This window comes from Cytobacillus sp. (genome assembly GCF_032154635.1).
In the GTDB taxonomy this organism is placed as follows: Bacteria; Bacillota; Bacilli; order Bacillales; family Cytobacillaceae; genus Cytobacillus.
The window spans coordinates 61554-79661 of the sequence record NZ_JALDXW010000010.1 but is presented as its reverse complement, the minus strand read 5'-3'; the positions used below and the strand labels follow the sequence as shown (position 1 = coordinate 79661).

The window sequence follows — 18108 nt, the reverse complement described above, 5'->3', positions numbered from 1 at the left end:
TGTTTAAACTCTTAGTAATCTAGCAATTAATTATCAAATATTTCCGCAAGAAATAGAAGGGATTAGAGATGAATTTAACGATTAAAGATATAGCACAAATGGCGGGTGTTTCCCAAGGCACTGTTTCAAAGGTAATTAATAATTATGCAGGCGTTAGTGAGAAAACGAAGAAACAGGTAATGGATGTCATTACGAAAATGGGGTATGAGCCCAATTTTTCTGCTAGAACATTAGCAAGGAAAAAGTCTAATCTGATCGGTCTTATTTATGCCGGGAAAATTAATGTTGATATGACACACCCTTACTTTAATGAGGTGATATCATCATTTAAAAAAAATATTGGTTTACTTGGCTATGATATTTTAATGTTTTCCAATGAACTTTTTCAATCAGATAATGGGAGTTATTTAGCACGATGCAAACATTTCCATGTAGATGGCTGTTTAGTCATTGCAGGGGAGGAGGTTGAGGAAGCTGTCTTTGATTTAGCAAAGGAAGGTTTCCCTTGCATCGGGATTGATATTGAATTAAAGGGTCCGAAATCTAGTTACATCATGACGGATAATATTGATTTATCAAGAAAGGTAGTTGAGTTCTTTTACCTACATTCAATAAAAAAGATTGGTTATATAGGAGGGAAATGGGATTCAACCATTTCTAATTTAAGAAATAAGGGATTCTTTGAGGCTATGAATCAATTTGGTTTAGATGTTCGGGAAGAATGGATTCAGTATGGGGATTTTCATGAGAAAAGCGGGTATGAGGCAATGAAGAAAATCCTAAAATGCCAAGAATATCCTGAAGCTATTTTTGCCATCTCTGACTTGATGGCGCTTGGTGCATTAAGGGCACTGAAGGAGGAGGGACTTCAGGCTCCTCACGATATTCGCATAATTGGATGTGATGATATTGCTGCCTGCCGTTATAGTGACCCAAAACTTACTTCAGTTAAACAGGATAAAGAGAAATTTGGAAAATTATCAGCATATATGCTGAATGACTTAATAAATGGAGAATCACAACTAAAGCCTGTATTAATTGACTCCGAATTAATTATCCGTGAGTCATGCGGAACAAAACAGTGAACATCTCCATCCCGTTTTAATAGGTAGTAAGACCTCATTGAGAGATATTCTGTTTTAAATGGTTGATAGGAGGTTGTTTGGTGAATTACTATGCGGTTCTAGATGTTGGAGGTTCCTCTATTAAATACGCTCTTATGAATGCATCCGGGGAGTTTATAGAAAAATCCTCTGTACCTACTCCTAAAGAGAGTCTCGAATTGTTTGTGGAACAAGTATATTTTATTGTAAAGGACTATCAAAAAATTCATGATTTAAAAGGAATGGCTATTAGTATGCCAGGTGCCGTAAATGTTGAAACAGGGTTTATTGCTGGCCTAAGTGCTCTTCCTTATATTCATGGACCGAATATGAAGAAACTTCTTCAGGAAACAACACAGCTGCCGGTTGAAATGGAAAATGATGCAAACTGTGCTGCGTTAGCTGAAGGGTGGATTGGTGCTGCAAACGATGTAATGGATTATCTATGTCTAGTGATTGGCACCGGAATTGGCGGAGCAGTAGTTCTTAATAAAAGGATTCGCCATGGGAAAAATCAGTTTTGTGGTGAATTTGGCTATATGATTATGGAAGATTATCTCGGAAAGTCAGAAGGAGAGACGTTCAGCTCTGTAGCTGCGGTTGGGGGATTAATTAATAAAGTAGCCAAGCGAAAAGGAGTGGACCCAGATAGCCTTAATGGCAAAAACGTGTTCGAATTAGCTGAAAATGGGGACGAGGAAGTTAAGGATGAAATAGACAAATTCATGAAACGCCTAGCCGTTGGAATTTATAATTTGCAGTATATGCTGGATCCGGAGAAGATTTTGATTGGCGGAGCCATCAGCAGCCGCACAGGTTTTATTGAACAGATTAATGAAATTCTATATCAGATGAAGCGCAGCCAAAATGACTTAACGATTCAGGTTGAAAGATGCCAGTTTGGCAATGACTCCAATCTAATTGGCGCACTGTACCATTTCTTGCAAAGGCAATCTGTTCATAAAAAAAAGAAGCGGTTTTCCGAAGGGCGACAAGCTTAAATCAGCCAGCGAAAAGAGTAGCAATTCCAAATGAAAAAGGGGTGTGTAAAATGATACATCAAACACTAAAATGTTTCCCGAAAGATTTTTTGTGGGGAGCAGCATCTGCTGCCTATCAAGTGGAAGGTGCGTGGAATAAGGATGGAAAAGGGATTTCGAATTGGGATCAGTTTGTCCGGATCCCGGGAAAGACATATAAAGGGACTACAGGGGATATCGCTGTAGATCACTATCATCGTTATCGGGAAGATGTTGCATTGATGGCGGAAATGGGATTAAAAGCCTATCGTTTTTCTGTTGCCTGGACCCGAATTTTCCCTAATGGACGTGGGAATGTCAATGAAAAAGGAATCGAGTTCTACGATCATTTAATTAATGAATTAATCAAATATAACATCGAACCAATCTTGACTCTATATCATTGGGATTTGCCGCAGTCGCTTCAAGAAGAATATGGCGGATGGGAATCCAGAAGAATTATTGAGGATTTTACAAATTATAGTGTTGAATTATTTAAACGCTTCGGTGATCGTGTGAAATATTGGGTCAGCCTAAATGAACAAAATATATTTACAAGCCATGGATATCTTCATGCTACACACCCGCCGGGGATGAATGATGAAAAACGATTTTACCAGGTCAATCATCATGCCAATCTTGCCAATGCCAGTGTCATTAAGGAATTTCGCAAATATATTCCTGATGGGAAAATTGGCCCTAGCTTTGCCTATTCACCTGCTTATGTCGCGTCTTCCAATCCGATAGATGTCCTAGCAGCTGAAAATGCAGAAGAGTTAAATAATTATTGGTGGATGGATATATATGCATGGGGGAAATATCCGAAATTGGCATGGTGCTATTTGGTGGAAAAAGGAGTTGCGCCTAGGATTGAAGAAGGGGATTTCGAATTATTGCAAGAGGGCAAGCCAGACTTTATGGGAGTAAACTATTATCAGTCAACAACTTATGAAAGCAATCCTTTAGAGGGTGGAGTAGGCGCAGGGGAAATGAATACAACCGGTGAAAAAGGGACATCAAAGGATTCGGGAATACCGGGATTATTTAAAACGACTGCCAATCCAAATGTCGAAAGAACAAATTGGGATTGGAACATTGATCCTCAAGGGTTAAGAATCGCTTTACGCAGAATAACTAGCCGTTATGATTTACCAATATTGATTAGTGAAAATGGATTGGGTGAATATGATCAGCTGGAACAGGGGGATGACATCCATGATGACTACCGCATTGAGTACCTCCGTTCTCATATTATCGCTATTCAAGAGGCCATTTCAGATGGAATTGATTTGTTCGGTTATTGCGTGTGGTCCTTCACCGACTTGTTAAGCTGGTTAAACGGTTTCCAAAAACGTTACGGTTTCGTCTATGTGAATCAGCATGAGGAAGGAAACCACGATCTCCGCCGAATAAAGAAGAAAAGCTATTATTGGTATAAAGAAGTCATTGATACTAATGGAGGAAACTGTTCTAGCTAAGATCGGACTCAAATGTGCTGTAACACAGAAAGGGGGCTAGGGCAATGGAGCTGGCAAAAGTCCGTTGGGGAATGATTGGCTGCGGTGATGTAACAGAAGTGAAAAGCGGACCCGCATTTCAAAAGGCTGCAAACTCTGAGTTGGTGGCTGTTATGAGGAGAACGGGAAAGCTTGCGGAAGATTATGCAAAAAGGCATCACGTGAGGAAATGGTATGATGATGCGGATGCGCTCATTAATGATCCAGAAGTCGACGCAATCTATATTGCGACACCACCTAGCTCACATAAGGAATACACAATTAAAACGGCAAAGGCCGGAAAGCCTGTATATGTAGAAAAACCAATGGCGCTTGATTTTGCAGAATGCAATGAAATGATTGCTGCCTGCAAGGCTGCAGGCGTTCCATTATATGTTGCCTATTACCGGAGAGCACAGCCAAAATTTATTAAGATTAAAAAGTTATTAGAAAGTAAGGAGATTGGTGAAGTCCGTTTCGTTTCAACCACACACTATCAAAAGGCTGCCGAAGATGTAAGGAACAACCAAAGTCCTCCATGGAGAATCCAGCCTGAATTATCTGGCGGAGGGCTGTTTTTTGATTTAGGCTGCCATACACTTGATCTATTAGACTTTTTACTAGGGCCTATAAAGGATGTGCAAGGCTTCGCTTCAAATCAAGCAGGCTACTATCGGGCTGAGGATATTGTAACAGGTACCTATCAATTTGAATCTGGCGTCCATGGGGTTGGATCTTGGTGTTTTTCTGCCTATGAATCCGTCGATTTGAATGAAATTATTGGAAATAAAGGGAAGATAACCTTTTCTACATTTGGTCCTAATCCTGTTTTGCTGACGACAGACAGTGGAATTCAGCAATGGAACTTTTCAGCGCTCCAGCATGTGCATCAACCCCTTGTTGAAAGAATTGTTGCGGACTTAACAATGGGATTTAGTCAGGTCCCGAGCACAGGAATGACTGGTGCCAGAACGACATGGGTTATGGACCAATTGGTGAAAAGCTTCAGAAGTTAATTAAATATGTAGATGGCTGTTAAAAAAAGTACCCGTTAAGTAGACTTGATGCATTTCTACTTTACCCGGGTACTTTGGATGTTGTTTATTGAACGACTTTAATATAAAAATAAATATCCTGTCCAAATTTCTCGGGCTCTGCTAGAAGCTGGTATCCGTGTTTGACGGCTTCTTCCGGCACACTGCGAAAAGATTGTGGACAATCCGCAATAACTTGAAGGATCTCTCCAATTTTCATTGTTTTTAGCGCATCCAGCGCATAAATAACAGGATATGGTCAAGGTTCACCGCGAATATCTAATGTATAGTTGACATCTATTATCTGGGACATGAATTATACCTCCTTGGTAACGTGAGACATCCGTTCCGTTTTTGGCTGTTTGATTCCTGTTCCGTAACGGAATCGTTTTTCCCACCAATTTGAGAATAAAAGCCAGGCAGCCAGCATGGCCATTGTTCCAAATAAGGCTCCCATCGGTCCCCATTGTTCAATTAAATTAACTTTCGGCCAATTTTCCACAAGGGCATGGTAGATGCCGAGATGATCCCAGCCATAGGCTAGTACTGTCGCTCCAATAATGTTGCCAGCGCCGACTACCCAATATAATAATTGGCCTTCCATTGCCCGATACATCATTCCCGTTTCACAGCCACCTGCAAGCACAATGCCAAACCCAAAGAGGAGGCCGCCAATCGCCGTGCTGGGAGCAGCTACTTTGATAAGAGCGAGTGAGCCGCTTTGAATATAGAAAAATGTAATGACAACACTGATCATCATTCCAACCGCAATTGCCTTTGACATCACGGCACGGCCGCTGATCCATAAATCGCGAAAAGCAGAAGTGAAGCAAATTTGCCCGCGTTCAATGAGTATACCAAACAAGGCTCCTGCGATACAAGCAACCGCGAGAATGCTCTTGCCTAATGCGAAAAAGTAAAAAATGATTGCCAGGTATAGAATAGCAAAAACGAGGCCCATAATGGGCTGGATATTCTTTTTCTTGACATCTGAATTTCCAGCTGGGCTTATCCGGCCCTTTATCATGGTTGGCTTTCCTCGCCACCATTTTGTACTTACAACTTTAACACCAAAGAAGGTTCCGATGGCTGTGGTCACCATAAAGATCCATGCATGGAATGAGAATTGAGGTACACCCGTGAAAAAGGCCGCTAAATTGCAGCCAAGCGCAAGACGAGCACCAAATCCTGCGATGATTCCCCCGATAAATCCTTGAAAGAGCCTTCTCTTTTGTTTCGGTATCCGAATTTTGAAACTGCTGCTTAATAAGATGGAAATCATTGCACCGATAAGCATCCCGATGACAATCCAGCCATCTGTACGGCTAATAGGATTTCCTTCGAGTCCCACTAGTTGGAAATACGCCCATTGCGATACATCAATCCCAAACCATTCTAAAATGTGCCCGCCGAATCTTGTAAATTCCCCGGTAACCGCCCAAACAGTACCTGTAATTCCAAAATAAAAGGCGCTAACAAGGCCGGCAATACCGATAGCGATGTATGGGTTCCAATACTCTTTGAAGACTTTTTTATAAAGATTCATGGAATTTTACTCTCCCTTTTATCGAGTCTAAAGAGACAGTTCCTCAGTAAATATAAAGAAATGGTCTCTATAGAATAGTCTAAAATAATTGTGCAGAAAAAAATGCCTTGGAATTTTCCAGGCATACTTACTCTTTAATGTAACTATTTTTATATTCCAAAGCAATTCAATTTATCGATAAGTTAGATTTTCTACTATCGTAATTTTGAATATAAAGGACTTAATTTTTTTGTTGACCTGTAAAATAAACAAGCTAGACAGGACATGTCCTGTCTAGCTTGTATTCTATTAATTCCGAATCAGATAATCAAAAGCACCTAAAGCTGCTGTAGCACCCGATCCCATCGAAATAATGATTTGTTTGTACGCGCTGTCGGTACAGTCTCCTGCAGCAAATACACCAGGAAGACTTGTTGCTCCACGTTTGTCTACAACAATCTCACCCGTTCTTGTGCGTTCAACAGTATCGCCTAACCATTCGGTACTTGGTACAAGACCGATCTGAACAAACACACCTTGTAATTCAACATGATGTTCTTCTTCTGTAGCACGGTCAATGTAAGTAATACCGTTTACCTTATCAGTACCAGTAATTTCTTTTGTTTGCGCATTTTTAATGACTGTTACATTAGGAAGGCTGTAAAGGCGTTCCTGCAGTACAGAATCGGCTTTAAGCTCCGGTGCAAATTCGATCACAGTCACATGCTTTACGATGCCTGCAAGATCAATGGCTGCCTCAATGCCGGAATTTCCGCCGCCAATAACAGCAACATCTTTTCCTTCAAATAAAGGACCATCACAATGCGGGCAATATGCCACACCTTTGTTCTTAAATTCTGCTTCACCTGGAACGCCGACATTACGCCAGCGAGCACCAGTTGAAAGGATAACGGCTTTGCTTTTTAGAATAGCACCGCTTTCTAGTTCAACTTCAACCAGGTCTTTCTTTTCTAAACGTTTTGCACGCTGTAAATTCATGACATCGATGTCGTATTCTTTAACGTGTTCCTCAAGGCTTGCTGCGAGTTTCGGACCCTCCGTGTATTTCACACTAATAAAGTTCTCAATGCCTAGTGTATCCATAATCTGACCGCCAAAGCGCTCTGCAACAATACCCGTGCGAATGCCTTTGCGTGCTGCATAAACGGCTGCACTAGCACCCGAAGGACCGCCGCCAATAACAAGTACATCAAATGGATCCTTCTCTGAGAGTTCAGAAGGGTCTGGAGTGCTTCCCATTTTCGCAAGAATTTCTTCCAATGACATACGGCCGCTGCCAAATGCTTCCCCATTTAGTAAAACAGTTGGAACTGCTAAAACGTTCTTGCTTTCAACCTCTTCTTTGAAAGCTGCTCCGTCAATCATTGTATGTGTAATGCCGGGATTAAGCACACTCATCACGTTTAGTGCTTGTACAACATCAGGGCAGTTATGGCAGCTTAAGCTGACATAAGTCTCAAAATGATATTCGCCCTTGATCGCCTTAACTTGATCGATTACTTTCTGATCAACCTTCGGAGCTCTGCCGCTTACCTGCAATAAAGCTAGTACAAGGGAAGTAAACTCATGCCCAAGAGGAATACCAGCAAAAGTTACACCAGTGCTTTCCCCGATGCGATTGACACTAAAGCTTGGTGTTCTTTCTAATGTTGTATTCTCTACTTTAATTTTTGAAGACATCGTTGCTAGTTCATCAACTAAAGCAAGCATGTCACTTGATAATTTATCAGTTCCTGCACTTACTTTAAGCAGAATATCGCTTTCTAGCAACTGAAGATATTGATTAAGTTGTGCTTTAATATCAGCATCTAGTATCATTTGATTCTACTCCTTAAATTTTACCTACAAGATCAAGGCTTGGTTTAAGTGTTTCAGAGCCTTCTTTCCATTTTGCTGGGCAAACTTCACCAGGATTGTTGCGAACATATTGTGCTGCTTTGATTTTGTTAATTAGCGTGCTAGCATCACGGCCAATGCCATCAGCATTAATTTCAACAGCTTGGATAATGCCGTCTGGATCGATGATGAAAGTTCCACGGTCAGCTTGACCTAGTTCTTCAACTAATACATCGAAGTTACGAGAAAGCGTATGTGACGGATCGCCGATCATTGTATAAGTAATTTTTCCAATTGCTTCTGAAGTATCATGCCATGCTTTATGTGTAAAATGAGAATCTCTAGAAACTGAGAATACTTCAACTCCAAGTTCTTGAAGAGCTGGGTATTGTTCTTGAAGATCTTCAAGCTCTGTTGGACATACGAATGTAAAATCTGCAGGATAGAAACAAACTACACTCCACTGACCTTTGAAGTCTGCATCTGAAACCTCAAGAAATTCTCCGTTTCTATATGCTTGTGCTTTAAATGGTTTAACCTCTGTGCCGATTAGTGACATAGTAAAAATTCCTCCTAAAAATGGTTTTTAAATGTTATAGATCGTTTGTTCAAAGGATACTGAGAAAAGTTATCTATCTATAACAATTTCTTGTTTATACTAATTATTATATAGGCGTAATTATTAATGTCAACCTAAATGCAATAATTATTTTAATTAAATATTCATTTTTACTTTATCTGTATAACTTCATAGATGATAAACTTATAGATATCGGACAGTAATTCACTGCTCAAATGCTTGTTTAAATGAGAAAATAAACGAATATAGGGCCATTAAAATAAAAAACGGATCAGATAAAGCCTTCATCAGTTTTTTGAAATAGATTCCTCCGGTTACCCGAGGTCATGACCTGTCATAACGATATAAACAATTAAGAAGATATTTAATAAAACGATGATAGCGGTGCATGCCCAGGCTACTATTTTTACTGGCCCTTTGTTTGCAAATTCCCCCATTTTGTTTTTATCACTTGTAAATATAACTAAAGGAATCACAGCGAAAGGAAGTGCTAAGCTTAACACTACCTGACTCCATAAGAGCAATTCCCCCGTACCTTTAGAACCAGCAAGCCAAGTCACTAGGAAGGCAGGAATGACTGCTAATAAGCGTGTAATTAATCGGCGAAGCCATGGGGAAATTCGCAGATTAATAAATCCCTCCATGACAATTTGTCCGCTAATTGTACCAGTAATTGTAGCGTTTTGCCCTGATGCAAGTAAGGCAACTGCAAATAAAGTACTTGCTATTCCTACTCCTAATGTGGGACTAAGTAATTTGTAGGCTGCTTCAATTTCGGATACGTTTAAATTAGTCCCATAGAAAGCAGCTGCCCCAAGAATCAAAATAGCAGAGTTAATGAGAAATGCGATAGATAATGAAAAAGTAGAATCAATTAGTGAAAATTTAATGGCTTCTTTTTTCCCCTCTTTTGTTCTTTTAAACTGCCTTGTTAGAACAATGGAAGAATGCAAATATAAATTATGCGGCATGACAGTTGCACCTAATATGCCTAGAGCAATAAATAGCATTTGCGGATTGGTGGCGATTTCCGCCTTTGGAATGAATCCGCCGAATAATGCGGCAATTTCAGGCTTTGATATGATTACCTCAAAGGCAAAGACAACAAATATCGTAACCATTAAAACGATGACAATCGATTCAATTATACGAAAGCTTTTCTTTTGTAAATAAAGCAAGAGCAGTACATCTAATGTCGTTATGGCAATCCCGAGTAATAATGGAATCCCGAATAATAAATGTAAGGCGATGGCTGAACCGATTACCTCAGCTAGATCTGTGGCGATGATGGCTAATTCCGCTAATATCCAAAGAAAGATGGCTGTTTTTTTTCCAGTTGCATCTCTCGTTGCCTGGGCCAGATCTCTTCCGGTAACGATTCCGAGCTTTGAGGCTAATGACTGCAGCAGCATAGCGATTACGTTCGATAGTAAAATAACAATCAGAAGTGTGTAACCAAAGCGTGCACCGCCCGCAATAGATGTCGCCCAGTTCCCAGGATCAACATACCCAACCGCCACTAAGGATCCTGGACCGGCAAATGCCAAAAGCTTGCGCCAAAAGCCGTCTTTATTTGGAATACGAACTGTACTATTAATCTCCTCTAAACTTACTGTTGAACTTTTTTTCAGCCAGCCATTATCTTCTGTTGCACCTTTTGATTGAGTGCTCATTAATAATTCCTCCTAAAAGATGTATAAAGGTAACATAGTTGCCTGAGTGCAACTTTTATTTTAAAGAAGTTCACGTTTAGTAATTTATATTGCAATAATTTTAACGCTGATTCTTTCCTTTGTAAACATTTTTTGCCTGAGTGCAACTTTCGTATTTAACTATCTTTTTGAAATGGTTTTCGTTTACTCCAACTAGCCAAACATCCTTGAAAAAGGTGCATAAATCTAAGGGGAATGTAATACAGTCTTTGAAGAGTCAGCAAATGGATGACGTTTCCATTACTCTTGAGTATAATTCAACTATAAAAGAGCTATTAGGACGGTGAGAGAAGAGTGAAAAAGATAACCGTTGAAAACTTGATTAAGGAGTTTTCCTTGAAAGTAGTAGCTGGTGAAGGTCAGCTTCATAAAATAATTACACAATCGCGGGTACATCGCCCGGGATTGGAATTCGTTGGCCATTTTGATTTTTTTCCGACAGAACGAGTTCAAATTCTAGGCAAAAAAGAAATTACCTATTTACATAAGTTAACAAAAGAGGAACGTAAAGTTCGAATAGGAAACATCGTACACTATCATCCCCCATGCTTTATTGTAACGGCTGGTGAAGAAGACCTTACCTATTTAACTCATCATTGCGTAGAACAGGGAATTCCTTTGTTAGTGGCAAAACGCTCCGAGACAACTTCAGAGTTTATTACAAGATTGGATGCGTATTTAGTAAAGGAATTAGCTCCAGAAATTGCAGTACATGGAGTTTGTATGAATGTGTCTGGCATTGGGATCTTAATTCGCGGCAATTCGGGGGTAGGAAAAAGTGAGACGGCGCATACATTAATTCGCAGGGGACACCGGCTCGTTGCTGATGATATCGTTGTCCTAAAGAAGCTTAGTCCACGAACAATCCTAGGTACACATGATGAGAAAACAAAAGAATTTTTGGCACTTCGAAGTATCGGGCTGCTGAATGTGGTTCGCTTATACGGTCGCAGGGCTTTTCAGGAAGAAACACGAATCGCTCTTGATATTCATTTGACAAGATGGGAAAAAGATGCCTTGTATAACGAATTAGACCAAAAATTTCACTATACAGATTATATGGGGGTGAAAATTCCATCTATTGAAATCCAGCTGCAGCCTGGAAGGGATGTAGGGGGATTAATTGAGGCAGCAGCAAATAACTGGTACTTGAAGCAGCAAGGATACAGCGCAGCGGAAGAGTTCATGAGCAGGATTAAGGCGGATATCCCAGAATAGTGGGTGAGAATCCAATCTTTAATGGACAATTGAAAGCGGTCAAATGAATCAGTAATGTAAAAACTCTCATGCAGATGCATGGGAGTTTTTTTACTGGATATTATTTTTGAAATTTAAAATTGTAAGGACAGTTCTTGTTAATATTTAGTTAAACACATGTAATTAATTGTCAAAAAATATTTTAAATAAAAAATAATAAATGACTCACAATAGTGTGCGTCATACAGTATAATGAAAATAGGAGTTGATGACATGAGGGATACAAATGAACATTTAGATAAACTAATGCAGGAATTAAGACGCGGCACGCTTACGATTGGTGTTCTAAGTCAGCTTTATGAACCGCAATACGGATATTCCCTTGTATCCTTATTAGAAGGAAAGGGGTTCCCTGTAGAAGCAGGAACTTTATATCCCTTGCTTCGAAGGCTAGAAAAACAAGGCCTTTTAGAAAGTCAATGGGATACAAATGAAACGAGGCCACGCAAATATTACCTTTTAAGTGAAAGTGGAAAGCTGGTGTTTGATCAGCTTGTTGCTGAATGGGAGGACATGGTAGGGAATTTAGACAATTTGCTTAAAAGCAAAGGGGGATTATGAAATGGAGATAATTGAACGATATGTTTATGCAGTCACTCAATTATTACCGCCATCTCAGCGAGAGGACATCGCAAAGGAGCTTCGCGGTCTTATTGAAGATATGCTGGATGAACGTGTACAAGATGGAGAAATAACAGAAAAACATGTGGAAGAAGTATTAGTAGAACTTGGTGAACCTAGGAAATTAGCAAATAAATATCGGGGAATGAAACGCTATTTAGTTGGCCCAGAATTATTTGATCATTATGTAATGGTGTTGAAAATTGCGTTAATTTCTACAAGTGTAGTCATTGGTGTTTCATTTATTATTAGTATTATTTTGGACCCGCCTTCTATATTACAATCTTTTATCTCCTTTATTATTTCTTTAGTGACGGGGTTACCGATGGCTTTTGGCTGGACGACATTTGCCTTTGCGATTATTCAATTTGCAGGCAATACACATCTTAAGAGGAAAGAACTGCAGCCAAAACGGAGGTGGAGCCCCTCTGATTTACCACCAGTTCCCCATCCTAAAGGACGAGTAAAAAGAGGAGAAGCGATAACTGGAATCATTTTCTATATCATCTGTATTACGGTTTTCGTATTTTCCGGTGACTATCTAGGTGTATGGTTATTTGATGCTGGAAAGTTTAAAGAAGTAATCCCCTTCTTTAACGAAGAGTATTATGGCTACTACGTTCTATTTATTTTGCTGATTTTCGGTTTTGGTATGATAAAAGAGTGTTTGAAAATGATTTATGGAAGATGGACAATGAAGCTTGTATTATTTACATTAGTCGTAAATATTATTTCAATTATTGGCTTACTATTTATTATTGCTGAACCGAACATTTGGAATCCAAACTTCATGGCACAATTGGTAGACAGTGGCTTACTAACAGCACACAGCGAAACTTATACAACCATACGCAGTGTTTGGGAACAAACGACATTATGGCTGCTTATTCTATTCTTATTTGCTTTAGTGTGGGATATCGCAGATGGTTTTATTCGAGTACGGAAAGGGAGATAAAGCTCTTAAAAAGTACAGGGGGACGATTTAAACCATTGTGCTTTTTTGGATTAAATCGTTGGTACGGGGAAGGCAGGAAAATAAGAATTTACCAAAATCTTCATTTATACACTTAGTGAAACAAAAAGCGGTGGTCAGGCCCCCACTTGTAGCATAACCAGCATGTAAACGGAAGAGAGGATGGTTATGACGGCAATCATTATTTTTAAAAAGTGAATAGGTACTTTATTTGCGAGGCGAGCACCGGTGAGTATTCCGATCATTGTCCCAAGTAAACTAGCAGCAATTAACGGGGTGGTGGTTTCCAAATTAGCATGGGCAAAGTAGCCAAATATAGATGGGATAGCTATGACAACGGAGTTTAATAGACTTACCCCCACTGCCACCCGAATATTGACGCCAAGGCTAACTAGTAATGGTACTAATAAGATCGGACCGCCTGCACCTGTTAGTGCGCAAATAGCCGCTGTTAGAAATCCAAGCAGAATAACAACAAATGAATGATTTAATAGAATGGATTGCTTTGTAATGGGATGTTCATTGTTTTTCTTAAATAAAATAGATAATCCAGCTAACAGGATAAATAAATAGAGAAGAAGCTCTGCCAGAAAATCAGAGATTAACACATTGATTTGCACACCTAGAAATGCACCTGGAAGGCTCCCAATATTCAAGAATAAGGCAAGTTTTAAATCCATATTTTTGGATTTCCAATAGGAATAGGCACCAATTATGCCCGAAACAGCAAAGGATAAGAAGCTTAGTGCAAGAGAATCATGCAAAGGCATCCCTAAAAGTCCAACATAAATTAAAGGGAGCAGAAATCCGGAAATTCCGGATATCCCTAATAAAACACCAATAATTAAATTGGAACAGATAACAATGCTAAAAAGAAATAAGTTTGTGAACATGTATTAGACCTCTATCATTATTTGCCATCAACTATACAATCCATTATATCATTGCTGTTAACAGATTCGATAAGTGTGTTTAACAAATGATGAGTAGGCTGTATATGAGGCTAATCGATGTTAGTTAAGATCATGTCTTCCTTTTTGCCCACGTCCAGTGAATAACCTTACTGTTATGTGATTGGCATCTCCTGGTTGCTCCTTTTCATACATCTAGTAAAGAAATCGGCGCATGCGCCGATTTCTTGAAATTCACCTTAAAGACTGGCAGGTGATTATTTTAATGTAACTGTAAGCTTATATGGAGATGTGCTTGCTTTTCCGAAAGCTTCACTAACTTCGATATAATATTTCCCTTTTTCTAATTCTACGTTTGCTAATTCTTCGTCATTTGCACCATATTGGTCAAAGCTCTTAATCAATTTGCCTTTTGAGTTGAAGATTTTCAATACGCCATCAAGTGAACTTTCCATATTAAGAACCATTGAGACTTTAGATTTCTTGTTTAAGTCTAGAACGAAATGATCGATATCGCCAAATGGAACACCAGCATTCATATATCCTTGACCTTCAAATTTAGTATTGTTTATTTTTTTCAATTTTAATGGCTTTTCAGGAACATGATTTGTCACTTTTCCATCCTCGTCAGCTAATTGATCTTTTAAGCCAACTAACTTAACTTGATAAGGCTTAAGGTTTATGGAAGAGAACATGGATTCGATAACGATGAAATAACCATTCCCCTTTTTGGCTTTAAAGGATGCTTCAATGTCCCCAGGAGAAAGATTAAATATACTTGCTCCAAAAGGAACGGCTGCTTGAATCTCGTTATTATCAACTTTTTTGTTTCCGTTTGTATCTTCAATTAATAGACCAGAGAAAATATGCTCATCTAGCAGGTCTTTAGGCAATTTATTTAATTCCTGAGCAGATAATTTTTTCTCTAAAATTTTCAAATCGATAATTTGATCTTTACCTGTATGTTTATAATAATAAAAATCTGTATCACCTTCATAAATGAAGTAATTATCATAAACTTTTCCCTGCTGAATGGCAACGGCATTTTCGATGCTGTTATTGTCTAAATCCTTTTCAGGTGAGTTCGTTACTTTCTTCATTGATAGTGTATAAGGATCAGCAGAAATATTCCCTGAAGCATTTTCTAGTTCAATGAAATACTGTGTATCTTTTTTAAAGGCAACATATGGAGATGGAGTGCCTGCCATTCCTAATAAGTCAAGAAGGCCTCCTCCACTTGACATGCTTTGATAAGGTATGAGCATTTTTGATTCTGAATCATACTCATAAATGGTCGTACTTATTTGTTGACCAGATCCTTTTTGTACAAATAGACTATAAATGGAATCTTCAGAAGGATTAACAGAATAATAGTCCTTATCCCCGGAAATTTGGAAAAATCCTTTTTGCTCTTTTTCTGTTAGTGGAATAGCATTTTTACGAATAGCCTCCGTTTGTATTTCAGTAAAGAAATCGTCCTCTTCGCTCAATAACTCATCGATCTTGTTTGCATGATCAGCAGTATCTTGTTCTTCCATCTTTAATGGTAGACCATCTTCATCCTGAGGAAGCTGAACTTGTTCAATTTTTAAATTATAAGGGTAAGCATGATAGTCAAAAGAAATTTCTTCTTCCGTTCCTTCTATACCCAATCCCTCACCTAAAAGAGAACCAATATCAAAATCAAAGTCTAGCATATTCTCATTTGATACTGTTAATAAGTACTTAACGCCGGGCTCAGCTTGGAACGAAAGATGTTTTTCAGTTCCTATCCCATTATCTTCGGCATTTGCGAGTAAAATGGGCTCTGTTTCTTCATCATTAAGCATGGAAACAAAAAGGGAAGAATTTACACCAGGTATGCCATCTAATGATGTTGATAATATAGTTGGTTCAGCAACTTCGAAAGCAAAGTAATCATAATCAGGCATATTGTCTGTGTTAAAAAGTGTTAATGGTTCATCTTTTTGCTGCTTAGAAGAGTAAGGGAATGCTTTTACTTCGATAGGACTTTGGATTGAGTTAGAATTTGGTACTAATTGGGCGAATTTCTCCGCTTTAAAGGTATATGTAGATTTACCTGATTTACTATAATTTCCGTTTACATCAGTAATACCGATAACTAAAGTACCTTCATTCTCTGCACTAAATAAGTATGCTTCCTGCTCACCTGCTTTTGCCCTATTCATTTTTATTGGTTCGACAGTTTTTGCCTCAGAGCCTTTAGGATAAAAATAAAAATCCATTTTGTAGTCATAATTTTTAGCAGCATCTAAGACGGTTTGAACATGCTGTCCGTTTTTAACAGGGATTTTATAATAATGTGTTTCCTCTTGTGCAGTTAATTTCCCTTTTTCAATATTTTCACCTTGCTCTTTCAGAGGCTTTGCTGCATTAATTTGTTCAATGCCTTTCAGCTTTTTATACTTAGGAAGCTTTTTTATATCAAATTGTAGAGCTGCAACAGGGTTGATTAATCCATTTGCAAATATCGGATCATACCCTTTTTCACCTAAATCAGTTGCCGTATTTTCAATAATATACTCAACTTCATATGGTGTTAAATTCGGATATTTCGATTTTAATAGAGAAACAGCACCAGCTATGACAGGAGCTGCCATTGATGTTCCAGTTAATTCCATGAAAGTATTGGGCTTATTGTCTGTATAAGCAGAACTATAAATATCTTCACCAGGAGCAACAATATCTACACTAGGGCCATAGTTAGATGATTCAGAAAGCTGTTTTTTATTATTAATATTTCCTACACTAATTACACCTGGATATGCCGCAGGATAGGAATACTCATCAGTAGATTCATTTCCAGCTGCTGCAACAACTGTAATACCAGCATCAATTGCTTTTTGGACAGCGTCAGCAGTAATTGGTGAACTAGAAGGACCACCAAGGCTCATATTAATGACATCTACTTTTTTCTCGATTGCATGCAAAATGCCTTGGGCAATGATGTAATCATTTGCAAATGGTTGCCCACCAAAAACATCAATTGGCAAGATTTTCGCATTTGGATTCACTCCGTGTCCACCAATGCCATTATTAGCTGTTGCTGCAATGATTCCAGCTACATGTGTACCGTGAAGATCAGGAATGCTTGATTTCGCTGGTGCTGCTGCATTATAAGGTGTTACAACCTGTGCTGATAAATCAGGATGTCGATAGTTAACACCAGCATCAATAACAGCAACCGTTACTTGATGCTTTCCAGCATATTTTAAAGCCTTATCAATATTTAATATTTGCAAATGATACATTTTATTTTTTTTCGGATCAACTTCACCAAATTTTTTATATTTGACACTTGGGGTGATGGATGTAATTTCTGCTTGCTTCTTATAGGTTTTTAAGACATCGCTTAATTTGCGTTTTTTCGGAACATAGACAACATCATAGCCCAGTCCAGGAAACGAATTAATAACTTGAGTTCCTGCCTTTTTATGAATGTTTCTTGGGATAGACTTGTTATATTTAATGATTAGTGTGTCTACATCAAGGGTCTCATTACTTTTTTTGTTATTTTTAAATGCTTCGAGTTTTAGCTCTGCTTCTGATTTAGCTAAGTTTTTTACGAGGGCCTCTTTGCTTGCTGCAATACTGCTATAATCCAGATTATTTTCAGCAGCGCTAGCTATCGAAGGGACAACTAGAATAGCAGATGCAGCAACGGCTAGTGATTTTTTCCAAATGTTTCTCACGAGTGTACCTCCTTCAGTTATGTAAAACTAACATATGTTTTGATTAAATGGTTTTTTAGAATGTTGAAGACAATAAGAATAATGATGGTTTCTCTAGGTGAATTTTGAACTGCTTTATTAGAAAAATATTTTTATTATATTTAGTTGTTTATTGCTGAATTTCACCAGCCTTCTCTTTATCTTGCATACGAATGCCTTTTCAAAATTTTAAGATGCACTTTTCATTCCATTATTCTTTTTCTCCAGCGTGATACACTATTAATAATAATTGCAATTAATAGAGCTTTATTCAAAAACCACTTATTCA

The 18108-nt window shown here is 38.5% G+C and carries 14 protein-coding genes; 7 read left to right on the top strand and 7 right to left on the bottom strand.

Annotated elements, in window-relative coordinates:
• Positions 1 to 68 precede the first annotated feature (68 nt).
• The 4 genes from RUH74_RS09330 (at position 69) to RUH74_RS09315 (ending at position 4634) form a co-directional block, all read left to right on the top strand.
• Complete coding sequence (locus RUH74_RS09330) at positions 69 to 1085, top strand: LacI family DNA-binding transcriptional regulator (protein WP_313800027.1); 1017 nt, start codon at positions 69 to 71, stop codon at positions 1083 to 1085.
• A gap of 80 nt (positions 1086 to 1165) precedes the next feature.
• Complete coding sequence (locus RUH74_RS09325; RefSeq protein ID WP_313800026.1) at positions 1166 to 2104, top strand: ROK family protein; 939 nt, start codon at positions 1166 to 1168, stop codon at positions 2102 to 2104.
• A gap of 50 nt (positions 2105 to 2154) precedes the next feature.
• Complete coding sequence (locus RUH74_RS09320; RefSeq protein ID WP_313800025.1) at positions 2155 to 3600, top strand: glycoside hydrolase family 1 protein; 1446 nt, start codon at positions 2155 to 2157, stop codon at positions 3598 to 3600.
• A 44-nt stretch (positions 3601 to 3644) separates the two neighbouring features.
• Positions 3645 to 4634, top strand: a complete 990-nt coding sequence (locus RUH74_RS09315) for a Gfo/Idh/MocA family protein (RefSeq protein WP_313800024.1) — start codon at positions 3645 to 3647, stop codon at positions 4632 to 4634.
• Between the two features lie 85 nt (positions 4635 to 4719).
• On the opposite strand, the gene RUH74_RS09310 is transcribed toward RUH74_RS09315, so the two are convergent.
• The 5 genes from RUH74_RS09310 to RUH74_RS09290 form a co-directional block, all read right to left on the bottom strand.
• Complete coding sequence (locus RUH74_RS09310) at positions 4720 to 4899, bottom strand: sulfurtransferase TusA family protein (protein ID WP_268877052.1); 180 nt, start codon at positions 4897 to 4899, stop codon at positions 4720 to 4722.
• A 69-nt stretch (positions 4900 to 4968) separates the two neighbouring features.
• A complete protein-coding gene (yedE, locus tag RUH74_RS09305) occupies positions 4969 to 6198 on the bottom strand; it encodes a selenium metabolism membrane protein YedE/FdhT (protein ID WP_313800023.1) in 1230 nt (409 codons plus the stop codon).
• A gap of 288 nt (positions 6199 to 6486) precedes the next feature.
• Positions 6487 to 8016: an alkyl hydroperoxide reductase subunit F gene (ahpF, locus tag RUH74_RS09300; RefSeq protein ID WP_313800022.1), complete on the bottom strand. Its 1530-nt coding sequence runs from the start codon at positions 8014 to 8016 to the stop codon at positions 6487 to 6489.
• Between the two features lie 13 nt (positions 8017 to 8029).
• The gene (gene ahpC, locus RUH74_RS09295; protein WP_313800021.1) at positions 8030 to 8593 is read right to left on the bottom strand and encodes an alkyl hydroperoxide reductase subunit C; all 564 of its coding nucleotides are present in this window, start codon (positions 8591 to 8593) and stop codon (positions 8030 to 8032) included.
• Between the two features lie 335 nt (positions 8594 to 8928).
• Positions 8929 to 10287 carry an Nramp family divalent metal transporter gene (locus RUH74_RS09290; protein WP_313800020.1) on the bottom strand — a complete coding sequence of 453 codons (1359 nt, stop codon included), beginning with the start codon at positions 10285 to 10287 and terminating at the stop codon, positions 8929 to 8931.
• Positions 10288 to 10620: 333 nt separating this feature from the next.
• Here RUH74_RS09290 and hprK point away from each other — a divergent pair, with 333 nt between their 5' ends.
• The 3 genes from hprK (at position 10621) to RUH74_RS09275 (ending at position 13159) form a co-directional block, all read left to right on the top strand.
• The gene (gene hprK / locus RUH74_RS09285; RefSeq protein ID WP_313800019.1) at positions 10621 to 11544 is read left to right on the top strand and encodes an HPr(Ser) kinase/phosphatase; all 924 of its coding nucleotides are present in this window, start codon (positions 10621 to 10623) and stop codon (positions 11542 to 11544) included.
• A gap of 252 nt (positions 11545 to 11796) precedes the next feature.
• Complete coding sequence (locus RUH74_RS09280) at positions 11797 to 12144, top strand: PadR family transcriptional regulator (RefSeq protein WP_313800018.1); 348 nt, start codon at positions 11797 to 11799, stop codon at positions 12142 to 12144.
• A 1-nt stretch (position 12145) separates the two neighbouring features.
• Positions 12146 to 13159: an HAAS signaling domain-containing protein gene (locus RUH74_RS09275; protein WP_313800017.1), complete on the top strand. Its 1014-nt coding sequence runs from the start codon at positions 12146 to 12148 to the stop codon at positions 13157 to 13159.
• A 134-nt stretch (positions 13160 to 13293) separates the two neighbouring features.
• Here the strand turns inward: RUH74_RS09275 and RUH74_RS09270 are convergent, their stop codons facing one another.
• Complete coding sequence (locus RUH74_RS09270) at positions 13294 to 14070, bottom strand: sulfite exporter TauE/SafE family protein (RefSeq protein ID WP_313800016.1); 777 nt, start codon at positions 14068 to 14070, stop codon at positions 13294 to 13296.
• A gap of 275 nt (positions 14071 to 14345) precedes the next feature.
• Complete coding sequence (locus RUH74_RS09265; RefSeq protein WP_313800015.1) at positions 14346 to 17801, bottom strand: S8 family peptidase; 3456 nt, start codon at positions 17799 to 17801, stop codon at positions 14346 to 14348.
• Between the last annotated feature and the right edge of the window lie 307 nt (positions 17802 to 18108).

What these genes read in the sequence shown, in the direction of transcription:
- yedE (WP_313800023.1), bottom strand. Translation starts at nt 6,198, where the DNA reads ATGAATCTTTATAAAAAAGTCTTCAAAGAGTATTGGAACCCATACATC.
- RUH74_RS09290 (WP_313800020.1), bottom strand. Translation starts at nt 10,287, where the DNA reads ATGAGCACTCAATCAAAAGGTGCAACAGAAGATAATGGCTGGCTGAAA.
- RUH74_RS09280 (WP_313800018.1), top strand. Translation starts at nt 11,797, where the DNA reads ATGAGGGATACAAATGAACATTTAGATAAACTAATGCAGGAATTAAGA.
- RUH74_RS09320 (WP_313800025.1), top strand. Translation starts at nt 2,155, where the DNA reads ATGATACATCAAACACTAAAATGTTTCCCGAAAGATTTTTTGTGGGGA.
- ahpC (WP_313800021.1), bottom strand. Translation starts at nt 8,593, where the DNA reads ATGTCACTAATCGGCACAGAGGTTAAACCATTTAAAGCACAAGCATAT.
- RUH74_RS09315 (WP_313800024.1), top strand. Translation starts at nt 3,645, where the DNA reads ATGGAGCTGGCAAAAGTCCGTTGGGGAATGATTGGCTGCGGTGATGTA.
- RUH74_RS09330 (WP_313800027.1), top strand. Translation starts at nt 69, where the DNA reads ATGAATTTAACGATTAAAGATATAGCACAAATGGCGGGTGTTTCCCAA.
- RUH74_RS09275 (WP_313800017.1), top strand. Translation starts at nt 12,146, where the DNA reads ATGGAGATAATTGAACGATATGTTTATGCAGTCACTCAATTATTACCG.
- ahpF (WP_313800022.1), bottom strand. Translation starts at nt 8,016, where the DNA reads ATGATACTAGATGCTGATATTAAAGCACAACTTAATCAATATCTTCAG.
- RUH74_RS09270 (WP_313800016.1), bottom strand. Translation starts at nt 14,070, where the DNA reads ATGTTCACAAACTTATTTCTTTTTAGCATTGTTATCTGTTCCAATTTA.